At 33.7% G+C, this 11,755-nt stretch carries 13 protein-coding genes; 6 read left to right on the forward strand and 7 right to left on the reverse strand.

Annotated features, from left to right (window positions below; translation table 11 throughout):
• Positions 1-102 precede the first annotated feature (102 nt).
• The 4 genes from LUU93_RS12995 to LUU93_RS13010 all read left to right on the forward strand — a co-directional run bounded on the left by LUU93_RS12995 (position 103) and on the right by LUU93_RS13010 (position 3,001).
• Positions 103-1,236, forward strand: a complete 1,134-nt coding sequence (locus tag LUU93_RS12995) for a DegT/DnrJ/EryC1/StrS family aminotransferase (RefSeq protein ID WP_232681555.1) — start codon at positions 103-105, stop codon at positions 1,234-1,236.
• A gap of 38 nt (positions 1,237-1,274) precedes the next feature.
• Positions 1,275-2,288, forward strand: a complete 1,014-nt coding sequence (gene galE, locus LUU93_RS13000) for a UDP-glucose 4-epimerase GalE (RefSeq protein ID WP_232681556.1) — start codon at positions 1,275-1,277, stop codon at positions 2,286-2,288.
• Positions 2,289-2,498: 210 nt separating this feature from the next.
• The gene (locus LUU93_RS13005; RefSeq protein WP_232681557.1) at positions 2,499-2,696 is read left to right on the forward strand and encodes a hypothetical protein; all 198 of its coding nucleotides are present in this window, start codon (positions 2,499-2,501) and stop codon (positions 2,694-2,696) included.
• The gene (locus tag LUU93_RS13010; RefSeq protein WP_232681558.1) at positions 2,684-3,001 is read left to right on the forward strand and encodes a hypothetical protein; all 318 of its coding nucleotides are present in this window, start codon (positions 2,684-2,686) and stop codon (positions 2,999-3,001) included. The genes LUU93_RS13005 and LUU93_RS13010 overlap by 13 nt, the downstream gene beginning before the upstream one ends.
• 94 nt (positions 3,002-3,095) lie before the next feature.
• On the opposite strand, the gene fabD is transcribed toward LUU93_RS13010, so the two are convergent.
• Both fabD and LUU93_RS13020 read right to left on the reverse strand, forming a co-directional pair.
• Positions 3,096-3,971, reverse strand: coding sequence for an ACP S-malonyltransferase (gene fabD / locus LUU93_RS13015; protein WP_232681559.1), 876 nt, complete (start codon positions 3,969-3,971; stop codon positions 3,096-3,098).
• A 73-nt stretch (positions 3,972-4,044) separates the two neighbouring features.
• Positions 4,045-4,407, reverse strand: coding sequence for a DUF983 domain-containing protein (locus tag LUU93_RS13020; RefSeq protein WP_232681560.1), 363 nt, complete (start codon positions 4,405-4,407; stop codon positions 4,045-4,047).
• Between the two features lie 95 nt (positions 4,408-4,502).
• Here LUU93_RS13020 and LUU93_RS13025 point away from each other — a divergent pair, with 95 nt between their 5' ends.
• A complete protein-coding gene (locus LUU93_RS13025; protein WP_232681561.1) occupies positions 4,503-5,366 on the forward strand; it encodes a helix-turn-helix domain-containing protein in 864 nt (287 codons plus the stop codon).
• Between the two features lie 270 nt (positions 5,367-5,636).
• Here the strand turns inward: LUU93_RS13025 and LUU93_RS13030 are convergent, their stop codons facing one another.
• From LUU93_RS13030 to LUU93_RS13050, 5 genes are all read right to left on the reverse strand, one after another.
• The gene (locus LUU93_RS13030) at positions 5,637-6,170 is read right to left on the reverse strand and encodes a YceI family protein (RefSeq protein ID WP_232681562.1); all 534 of its coding nucleotides are present in this window, start codon (positions 6,168-6,170) and stop codon (positions 5,637-5,639) included.
• 269 nt (positions 6,171-6,439) lie between these two features.
• Positions 6,440-6,670, reverse strand: a complete 231-nt coding sequence (locus LUU93_RS13035) for a (4Fe-4S)-binding protein (protein ID WP_232681564.1) — start codon at positions 6,668-6,670, stop codon at positions 6,440-6,442.
• Between the two features lie 165 nt (positions 6,671-6,835).
• The gene (locus LUU93_RS13040) at positions 6,836-7,552 is read right to left on the reverse strand and encodes a pirin family protein (RefSeq protein ID WP_232681565.1); all 717 of its coding nucleotides are present in this window, start codon (positions 7,550-7,552) and stop codon (positions 6,836-6,838) included.
• Positions 7,553-8,065: 513 nt separating this feature from the next.
• Positions 8,066-8,425: a hypothetical protein gene (locus LUU93_RS13045; RefSeq protein WP_232681566.1), complete on the reverse strand. Its 360-nt coding sequence runs from the start codon at positions 8,423-8,425 to the stop codon at positions 8,066-8,068.
• 6 nt (positions 8,426-8,431) lie between these two features.
• Positions 8,432-9,913 carry a helix-turn-helix domain-containing protein gene (locus LUU93_RS13050; RefSeq protein ID WP_232681567.1) on the reverse strand — a complete coding sequence of 494 codons (1,482 nt, stop codon included), beginning with the start codon at positions 9,911-9,913 and terminating at the stop codon, positions 8,432-8,434.
• A 197-nt stretch (positions 9,914-10,110) separates the two neighbouring features.
• Here LUU93_RS13050 and aceB point away from each other — a divergent pair, with 197 nt between their 5' ends.
• Positions 10,111-11,712, forward strand: coding sequence for a malate synthase A (gene aceB / locus LUU93_RS13055; RefSeq protein ID WP_232681568.1), 1,602 nt, complete (start codon positions 10,111-10,113; stop codon positions 11,710-11,712).
• Positions 11,713-11,755: the final 43 nt, after the last annotated feature.

Raw genomic sequence — 11,755 nt, forward strand, 5'->3', positions numbered from 1 at the left:
TTCGTTTATTTTCATTGGTTTGAAGGTATTAATAACTATTTTTGTTCCTTCTTTCTGACATTCTGGTTTAATAGAAAGGCTTTTTTTAATAAAATATCGAAAATGAAAAAAATACAAATGGTTGACTTAAAAAGTCAATATGAAAAAATAAAAACGACTGTAGATGCTTCAATTCAAGAGGTTTTAGATACAAATACTTATATTAACGGACCTTTAGTTCATCAGTTTCAAAAAAATCTTGAAGATTATTTAGGAGCAAAACACGTAATTCCGTGTGCAAATGGAACCGATGCTTTGCAAATTGCAATGATGGGTCTGGATTTAAAGCCAGGAGACGAAGTTATTACTGCTGATTTTACTTTTGCAGCAACTGTTGAGGTTATTGCATTGTTACAATTAACCCCAGTTTTAGTTGATGTTGATATGGTAAATATGAACATTGATATTGATGCGGTAAAAAAAGCAATTACGCCAAAAACAAAAGCAATTGTTCCGGTACATTTATTCGGTCGCGCTGCAAATATGGATGCGATTATGGAAATTGCCAAAGAGCATAATTTGTATGTAATTGAAGATAACGCTCAGGCTATCGGTGCCGATTATATTTCAAAATCGGGTACAAAAAGTAAAGTTGGAACAATTGGTCACATTGCAGCGACTTCATTTTTTCCTTCTAAAAACTTAGGCTGCTATGGAGACGGTGGAGCAATTTTTACAAATGATGATAAATTGGCTCACGTTATCCGCGGAATCGTAAATCACGGAATGTACGAGCGTTACCACCACGATGTTGTGGGAGTAAATTCACGTTTAGACAGCATTCAGGCTGGAGTTTTAAATGCAAAACTGCCTTTGTTAGATGAATATAATAAAGCACGTCGTTTAGCAGCAACAAAATACAATGCAGCATTTGCTGGAAATAAACATATTGTTACACCAGAATTTGATGCAAATGAAAACGATCACGTTTTTCATCAATATGTTTTAAGAATCTTAGATGCCGACAGAAATGCTTTAATGCAGCATTTATTAGATAAAGGAATTCCGTGTGCAATTTATTACCCAATTCCATTGCATTCACAAAAAGCATATTTAGATCCTCGTTATAAAGAAGAGCAATTTCCGGTTACAAACCAGTTAGTGCAGGAAGTAATTGCTTTACCGATGCATACAGAACTTGATGACGAGCAGATTAAATTTATAACAGATTCTGTTTTAGAATTTTTGAATAAATAATTAAAAGCCAAAATAACCACAAAAAACAACCAAATAAAATGAAAGTATTAGTAACAGGAGGATTAGGATTTATAGGTTCTCACACCGTAGTCGAATTGCAAAACGAAGGCTTTGAAGTTGTGATAATTGATAACCTTTCAAATTCTTCAGAAGATGTTTTAAAAGGAATTACAGCGATAACAGGAAAAACACCTTTATTCGAAAAAATTGATTTAAGAGAAAAAAGTGCCGTTCGGGATTTCTTTAAAAAACATAATGATGTTACTGGGGTGATTCATTTTGCGGCTTCAAAAGCGGTTGGAGAAAGTGTTGAACAGCCTTTGTTGTACTACGAAAACAACATTAGCAGTTTGGTTTATCTTTTGCAGGAATTACAGCAAAAACCTGAAGCAAGTTTTATTTTTAGCTCTTCTTGTACGGTTTACGGTCAAGCCGAAAAAATGCCAATTACAGAAGATGCTCCGGTTCAAACTGCAATGTCTCCTTATGGAAATACCAAGCAGATTGGAGAAGAAATTATTACAGATACAGCTAAAGTAACTAATATCAGCGCTATTTTATTACGCTATTTTAATCCGATTGGGGCGCATTCTTCAACCGAAATTGGAGAATTACCTTTAGGAGTTCCTCAAAATTTAGTTCCGTTTATTACCCAGACCGGAGTAGGGTTACGTCAGGAATTATCAGTTTTCGGAAATGATTATCCAACACCAGACGGAACTGCTGTTCGTGATTATATTCATGTTGTCGATTTGGCTAAAGCACACGTAATTGCTTTACAGCGTTTGTTGGATAAAAAGAACTTGCAAAAAGTTGAAACTTTTAATTTAGGAACTGGAAAAGGAAGTTCTGTGTTAGAAGTAATTCATAGTTTCGAAAAAGTAAGCGATAAAAAACTGCCGTACGTAATCAAGCCGCGCCGCGAAGGGGATATTACAGAAGCTTACGCAAACACAGATAAAGCAAACAATGTTTTAGGCTGGAAAGCAGAATTAAGTTTAGACGAAGCAATGGCAAGTGCCTGGAAATGGGAGCAGAAGGTTCGTTCTTGATTTTTAGTATTCAGTGGTCAGTTTTTTTAGTGATCAGTTGAAAACTATACACATAAAAAAGAGGCTGTCTCAAAAGTCGAGACAACCTCTTTTTTATTCGGATACCTATCGGAGAAATTTTCCATTTACGCGATTCTCAACAGCTTGATTTTACTTTTGAGACAGCCTCTTTTTTATTTTGTAATTTTGTAAGATAAAAATGTAGGAATTATGGGCTCAAAAAAAGAAAATAAAAAGAATGATAAGGTTGAGGAGCCTAGAGTAGAATACGAAATTCAAAAACCTAAATTTAAAGGAATAGATCCTGAAACTTTTGATTTTGATGCTGAGTTTGCAAGAGGATTAACACCGGAGGAGTTTAAAGCTGAAATGTCTAAAAGAATAAAAGCTTATCCTTGGAAAAAATAATTTTTGAAAAAGCAGTTCTTGAATATTTTGATAATTTAGTTTTTGCACTTTTTGAAGAGGAATATTTTGGTTTCTTTGAAACGGCTCAGAATTATACCGATAAAATAGTTGGTTTTGTTATTTCCTGTATTTCAAGTTTTTCTCACAAGAAAACCCCAAAACCTCTCCAGTATTTAGGTTCAAATTATATTTTTTATAAAATTAATCTCAGAACAACTTGGTATATCTTCTTTGAAAAAAGAAACCAAAACTATTTGATCACCGGAATTATAAATAATTATTGCGAAGAAGTAAAACAGCTATAAAAAACAAATCCTCATAAACATTTCGTTCATGAGGATTTTTTTATGCGTATAGTTTTAAACTGATCACTAAAAACTGATTACTGAATACTAAAAATTAAGCATTCGCAGTAACCGCTTCTTTATCAATTTTACTAATCAAACCAGTCAATACTTTTCCTGGGCCAACTTCTGTGAATAAAGTAGCACCGTCAGCGATCATTTGCTGTACTGATTGCGTCCATTTTACCGGAGCAGTCAATTGAATGATTAAGTTTTTTTTAATTTCTGCAGCATCAGAAACTGCATTTGCAGTTACGTTTTGATATACTGGGCATATAGGAGTAGAGAATGTAGTTGCTTCAATCGCTGCCGCTAATTCTTCTCTTGCGGGTTCCATCATTGGTGAGTGAAATGCACCACCAACAGGCAAAATTAAAGCACGTTTTGCTCCTGCAGCTTTCATTGCTTCACAAGCTTTTTCAACAGCAGAAGTTTCTCCGGAAATAACTAATTGTCCCGGGCAGTTGTAATTTGCTGCAACCACAATTCCGTCTATCGAAGCACAAACTTCTTCCACAATATTATCGGCTAAACCTAAAACAGCAGCCATTGTAGATGGGGTAATTTCGCAGGCCTTTTGCATAGCAAGAGCGCGTTGAGAAACTAATTTCAAACCATCTTCAAAAGATAAAGTTCCGTTGGCAACCAAAGCAGAAAATTCTCCTAAAGAATGTCCTGCAACCATTTCTGGCTTAAAATCTTCGCCTAAAGTTTTAGCTAAAATAACAGAATGTAAAAATACTGCCGGCTGTGTTACTTTAGTTTCTTTTAGTTCTTCGGCAGTGCCTTCGAACATTATATCTGTAATTCTAAAACCTAAAATTTCATTGGCTTTTTCGAATAGTTCTTTGGCTAAAGCCGAATTTTCATATAAGTCTTTGCCCATTCCTGTAAACTGTGCGCCCTGACCCGGAAATACGTATGCTTTCATTTGTCTAATTTAATTTTTACTTTTTTTTAAAATTGAAAATTAGTTTCAATTGGAAGGCAAAAGTACTATTTTTTTATTTCGTATAATCCTTAAACATATAAATCCATGCTAATCTCGAAAAGCGAAGATTAAAAGAAGTGAGTAAAGTAATGACAACAGTGATGATTGGAATAATTCTTAAATCGAAATTTTTTTCAAAGAAAAACTGAGCAATACAATAGGTGGCAATTCCCTGAGCAACTGTTAATCCGTAGTTTACATACATAGCGCCAAAGAAATAACCAGGCTCTTTTTGAAATTTATAATTGCAGTGACTGCAGTATTCATTCATTTTTGGAAGGCCAAAAGTCAAAAAAATATTTTTGTCTGTAAATACTTTTCCTTTATGACAAACAGGACATTCGTTGCTTAAAATATGAGTTAATGAATTTGACATGACTTTGATGTTTTTATTTGCACAAAGATAATTCAGAGCGGGATAAAAGTCTTTTTTATATCTTCGCATATTATAGCACAATAGAGACATTTCTTATGAAGAAGTACCCCGTTTACAGCGTTCAGAATTTTAGCTGTAATGATATTCATTGCGATTTTTACGTCAATACTTTTACAGAGCATTTAAAAAGCCACAGTTTTGTAGAAGAACCGCATCGTCATGATTCGTATTTAATGGTGTTTTTTACAAAAGGTTCCGGACAGCACGAAGTCGATTTTGATCAATTCGAAATAAAAAGAGGAAGTCTGTTTGTACTGCAGCCCGGACAAATGCATCATTGGAGTTTGTCTAAAGACGTTGAAGGATTTGTAATTATCTTTTCGCAGGAATTGTATAATTTGTATTTCGGACAAAAAAATATCAACGACTATAATTTTTATCATTCGATCCATAACCGACCGGAATTGGTTTTCGAAGAAAAAGAAATCCCAAAAATCCTCCCTTATTTTGATTTACTGATTCAGGAAAATAATCAAAATAATAAATATCAGCTGGACAAAATGCTGAATTTGTTAGATTCAATTCATATCGAAATTGCCCGTAAATATGGCGAAACCTATTCGCATCAAACCCATTCGTACAATATTAAAATCAATAAGTTTGAAACGCTTTTAGAGGAATATTTTAGAACCGAAAAATTGCCGTCTTTTTATGCAGAAAAACTAAATATTACTTTGAAACATTTAAACAGAATCTGCAATGAAATTCTGCAAAAAACCGCCACAGAAGTTATCGCAAATCGCGTAATCCTCGAAATAAAAAGAATGTTGATCGATAAACAATTAGCGGTTAATGAAGTGGCATTTAAAGTCGGTTACGAAGATTACTCGTATTTCTCCAGATTCTTTAAAAAACAAACAGGATTGTCACCAACAGAATTTCGAAATACTGTGCGATAAGTTTTAAGTTTGCCACGAATTACACGAATTTCCACGAATTATTTTTTTTGCCACAGATTAAAAGGATTAAAAAGATTTTTTTTCTGCATTTCTACGAATAAATAATCCGTGAAAATCCTTTTAATCTGTGGCAGAAAAAAAACATTTACAGTTTTGAAGGAAAAAAAATAGTGGAAATTCGTGTAATTCGTGGCAAACCCAAAAAAGCCTGCACTCCCGAGAAAAGGAGCAGGCTTCTTAACCAACCAAATTAAAACCTATTATAAAGTATTAAGCTTGTTTTACAAATTGTAATTCAATGTTTAAACGAACTTCTTCGCCTACTAAAACACCTCCGGTTTCAAGAGCTGAGTTCCAGTTTAAACCCCAATCTTTACGATTAATTTTTCCTTCAATGCTTAAACCTACCTTTGTGTTTCCCCAGGGATCAGTCATGGTTCCACTAAATTCTACAGGAAATTTTACTGTTTTAGAAGCACCTTTAATGTTTAAATCACCAGTTAATTCATATTCTCCATCATTGATTTTTTTGAAAGATGAAGCTTTGAAAGCTAATTTTGGATGATTTTCAGCATCAAAGAAATCTCCGCTTCTTAAATGTCCGTCTCTGTCAGCATTTGCAGTGTCGATAGAAGCTACATCACCAGAAAATTCGATTGCAGCATTTTCGAAGCTGTCTCCGTCTGTAGTAATTGTTGCGTCGTATGCTCCAAATTTTCCTGAAACATTTGTAAACATCATGTGTTTAACTTTAAAACCAATTTCTGAATGTGTTGGGTCAATTGACCATTTTGTAGTTGCCATAATTTTATTTTTTTAAATAATTAATTTATTTCATTTTGATAGGACAAAGTTACGTTGACAGTTGTCCTGGAGTACTTAATCTAGATTAAGAAATAAAAATGAGATGTTTTTTTGCCACAGATTAAAAGGATTAAAGTGATTTTTTTTCGCCACGATTGCACGAATTTCCACGAAATAAATTGATTTAAAATTGGTGAAAATTAGTGCAATTCGTGGCAGCGTTTTTTTTTAATCCTTTTAATCTGTGGCAAAAATACTATTGCGTAATCTTAGCTTTTACTATTAATATAATACGTCAAAGCTCCGGAAGGACATTTATTAACAGTCGAAATTATTTTCTCAGTTGTAGATTTCTCAGGAGTAATCCAAGGTTTTTCTTTAGGACGAAAAACATCTGGATTGTTTTTTACGCAATTTGCAGAATGAATGCATTTTCCGGATTGCCATACAATCGTGACTTCTCCGTTTGTATATTCTTTAGTGAGGTTATTTGGATTCATGGTTTAAAATTTTAAGGATTAGTTTAATTTTAAAGTCAGACCAATTTTCTTATTTATAAAGTTAGTCTTTCTTTTTTGAAATGGAATAAAAAAAGAAACGATAATGATCTGATTTTCAGATTTATTATCGTTTCAAAATACAGGTATTAATTATTTTTTTACGAATTAATAATTCATCGGAATGTCCATTAATAAGAATTCAGCATCTGTGTTTGCTTTAATATTTAAAGAATCAGTTCCTGAAATTCCAACAGCATCACGAGTGTTTAATTCCTGACCGTTGATTGTAACATTTCCTTTTAAAACGAAAGCATAAACTCCGTTTCCTTCTTTTTTAATTTTATATTCAGTTGTAATTCCAGCATCAAAATTTCCCATTTGAAACCAAGCGTCTTGGTGAATCCAAACTCCCTCGTCATCTGCATTAGGAGATAAAACCTGCGCTAATTTATTGTGTCTGTCAGCAGCACTTAAAGTAATTTGCTGGTAACGCGGCGTAACATTTCTTTTGTTAGGAAATAACCAAATTTGTAACAACTTAGTCTGCTGATCTGTATTTGGGTTAAATTCACTATGCTGAATTCCGGTTCCGGCACTCATCACCTGAATATCACCGTTTTTGATAACTTCAGTATTTCCCATGCTGTCTTTGTGAGCCAAATCACCTTCTAACGGAATTGTAATAATTTCCATATTATCGTGAGGGTGAGTTCCAAATCCCATTCCGGCTGCAATCGTGTCATCGTTTAAAACGCGAAGTGCTCCAAACTGAATTCTTTCTGGATTGTACCAGCTCGCAAAACTAAAGCTATGATAAGCGTTAAGCCATCCGTGATTTGCGTTTCCTCTTGTTTCTGCTTTGTGCAATATTATATTTTCCATGATTTTGTATGTTTTGTAATTTTATAGTACAAAGATACCACGATGGTCAAGGAAAAGCACTTAACCTAGATTAAGAAAAGATTCTGATATTCTAAGATGCTGAGGTTCTAAGGTTTTTTTGAAGCAGAAAATTAGTTTTTAAGAGACGTGACGTCTCGCTATTCGCTGCAATCTTTTGTGTTGAACCTCACCACAAAAGGATTTCCACTTCTATCGGGGCTAAACGAGAAGTTTTGTTTTTATAAGAAGGTTCAAAGGTACAAAGGTACAAAGTTACAAAGGTTTTACCTCAAAGTAACCACATGGTTTGTCATTTCGACGAAGGAGAAATCTTCTCAAGTAATTCTGCAAAGATTGGAAATTATAAAGTTTTTTTTAGCTTCAAATTAACCACACAGTTTGTCATCCTGAGGAACGAAGGATCACACGAGAAATTCCGCCTGCATAATCGCCAATCTTTGTCGACTTCCGAGTGTGATCCTTCGTTCCTCAGGATGACAAGATTGTGCTGAATTACTTAATCTTAATCAATTTTCCTTTTCCAACCACTATATCAAGATAATTCATGGCAGGATGTTTCTTATCATGCATGTAAAACAGAATAGTATCTTTTTTAATTTGATCTTTACGAATGCTTATAATTAAATCAGTATTGATGAAATTCTCTAATAATATTACATTCCCATAAGAAACTTTTCCTTTCGGCAGATATTTGTTGTCAAAAGCAAAAATGCTATCCTTAAAAGTAATTTTATCTTTTTGAATATAGGAATTGTCATCTTCAATTAAATAATTGTAACGACCGTTAAGTTTATCTGTTTTCTGATTGAAGTTAATAGAAAGGAGCATTATTATTAAAGCGAAATATTTCATAAGATTCTAACTAAATTGATTTATAAACTGCTGTACTACAATATCAGTATTCTCATGGCGTTTCTTTCTTTCTAAAACAATTGGAGGCGCAGCTCTTTCCAGGCAATCTTTTACGGCACAAGTTTCGCACGTAACACCAACAATTCTTTTCACTAAAGGTTTTCCTTCAATAAATTTAAATTTCTTTTTCATTGTCGGATTAATTAAAATACCAACAGAAATACTTCTGATGTAATTTTCTGCGAAAGGATCTTTTGTGGCCGATGAAAAAACTAAATATTCATTGCCGCTATTGGCGTAGCTTGAAATTTGTGCATCAAAAAAATGAGATTTATTTTGTTTGATGGCTTCGTCTATCGTTTTAACCGAAACCCATCTTCTGCAATAATGCTCATTGGTTTCGTTGGCATGAGGTTCCTGCTGATGTGTAATATGTAATTCTTTATTGATTTGGTAAACATCCGAACCAACTCGATGAGATAATCTTAAAAAGAATAAGTTTTTCAGTTGAAAATCTTTCGGTAATAAATTGGTTAATCGCTGATAAAACGATTCCGGTGAAACTTCAAAACTTTCTATTAACGCCACAAATTCTTCAGGTTTTGGATTTTCATTTTCTAAAAAAGAATTGATTTTGTCTACCAATGATTTTCTCGGCAATAATAAAGCACCGGCAAAATATGAGGCATAAAAGTTATGCAGGACCTGATCGAAATTTTCAAACTTTATCCAGCTGAAAGTCAATAATCGATCTGAAATCTTTAAGTAATTATAGGCAATTTCTTTTGCCAGGATAAAAGCTTTCTGCGGAGCATCAAGTTCTGTAGAAAGTAATAAAGTTTTGCTTTTGGGAACATAAATCGAACGTAAATCGTCTAAAGCTTCCTGATCTGTAAAAGCGATTTCTTTTATGTTGTATTCGTATTCTTCTTCCAGAATTGCTTCTAATTCTTCAATACTGATTTTAGAATCCAGATTAATCTGAAACGACTTCGAAAATGCAATAACTTTATCTTCTAAATCTTCAAAATAATTACTGTGTGCTTCCTGATAAGATCGTAATGCAGCCAAAAAGAAACTTTCACGGCTTAAATTATAATGTTGTGCGATTTCAATAATCGTACTAATGAACGCATTGACCTTTGCAGGAGCATTTGCAATAATATCAATTAAATCAGCTTCCTGAATTCCGAAAAGCTCAAGTGGAATCTCTTTTAAAATTCCTGATTTCAAGATTTCGCCGATTGGGGCTAGATTATTATCAAGTTTTAAAGACACCATTTGGTCGTAAGTCACGTCCAAATGTTCGCAGAGTAATAAAATTTTATCTGTTTTTGGATATTTTTTCCCCTTTTCAATCTCGTTTAAATACGATTTTGAAAGATTTGTCAATTTGGCCAAGCCAAAAAGTGACAGATTTTTTTGCGTCCGAACTTGCTTCAATTTTAGTCCGAAGATCAGCTTTATATAGTCTTTTTCGATATCCATGAATCAAATATAGTTATTCTAAAAATAATCGCCAAAAAATTATTTTTAATATTTAGCGAACGTTCGCTTGTTTTGTAAAAAACTTTTTTCTAATATTGTGGTGTAGAAATTATTAGTTATCAGTTTGTTATGGTTTTGTGTTTTGAAAAAAATATAAGCGTTTCAATTGTTACTGATGAAAATTAAAAACCACTGCTATGAAAAACCAAATTGAAATTACCGAAACGGCGATGGAATTTTTAGCCGAAAAGAAGCTTCGTTACCCAAAAATCTGGACAGAAGAAGCAATTGTTTTTATAACTGAATTGCATAGAAAATTCGAATCACAGCGAAAACTATTGCTTTTACAGCGCGAGCAAAAACAAGTCACTTTTGATCAGGGAATCATGCCGGTTTTTATTCCGGAAACTAAAAATGTCAGAGAAGGCAATTGGACAGCTGGTGAAATTCCAAAAGATTTATTAGATCGAAGAGTGGAGATTACCGGTCCTGTTGACCGTAAAATGATTATCAACGCTTTGAATTCTGGTGCCAAAACATTTATGGCCGATTTTGAAGACAGCACTTCGCCAACCTGGCAAAATTTAATGGATGGTCAGCTGAATTTAATCGATGCAGTTAACAAAACAATTACACACACCGATTTGGTGAAACAAAAGTCATATCATTTAAATGAAAAGATTGCAACGCTAATTGTACGTCCAAGAGGTTTGCATTTGCCAGAAAAGCATGTTTTAATTGAAGGAAAAGAAGTTTCAGGTTCTTTGGTAGATTTTGGTTTGTATGTTTTTCATAATCATAAACGACTTTTAGAAAACAATTCAGGGCCGTATTTCTACATTCCGAAATTAGAACATTATCTGGAAGCGCGCTGGTGGAATAATGTAATTGATTTTACAGAGGATTATTTGAAACTGAAAAGAGGAACTATAAAAGTGACGGTTTTAATCGAAACGATTACAGCAAGTTTTCAGCTGGATGAAATTATTTATGAATTGAAAGAACATATCGTTGGTTTGAACTGCGGACGCTGGGACTATATTTTTTCTTATATCAAGAAATTTCGCAAGAACCCAAAATTCATCGTTCCGGATCGCGATCAGGTAAATATGACTTCGCCTTTTATGAATGCCTATTCAAATTTGGTAATTCAGAGATGTCATAAACATGGTATTCATGCCATTGGCGGTATGGCGGCTCAAATTCCGATTAAAAATAATGAAGAAGCCAATGCAGTTGCTTTTGCAAAAGTAAAAACGGATAAAGAACGAGAAGTTCGAAACGGTCACGACGGAACCTGGGTGGCGCATCCGGATTTGGTTTCTTTGGCAAAAGAAGTTTTTGATAAAGGAATGCCAACTCCAAATCAGATTCATGTTAAAAGAGAACATCGCAAAATAACTGAAGAAGATTTGATTGAGCCGCCAATAGGAATCATTACAGAAAACGGAGTTCGAAAAAATATTAACGTAGGAGTTTTGTACCTGGCTTCATGGCTGAACGGACAAGGCGCCGCTGCACTGCATAATTTGATGGAAGATGCTGCAACTGCCGAAATTTCGAGATCGCAATTATGGCAATGGCTTCAGAATAAAGTGGTTTTGGATAATGGACGAAAATTAGATTTGGCTTATTATCATGAATTGGCTTTAGACGAATTTAGAAAAATCAAAGAGGAATTAGGAGAAGAAAATCACGAAAAACAACAATTTCCACTGGCTGAAAAAGTACTGGAAAGATTAGTTGTAAATGCTGATTTTGTTGATTTCTTAACGATTCCATGTTATAAATATCTATAAGAAAAAAAACGCTAAATCTGTAAGATCTGCGAGAGAATAAATT

The organism is Flavobacterium soyae (assembly GCF_021245985.1).
GTDB lineage: Bacteria > Bacteroidota > Bacteroidia > Flavobacteriales > Flavobacteriaceae > Flavobacterium > Flavobacterium soyae.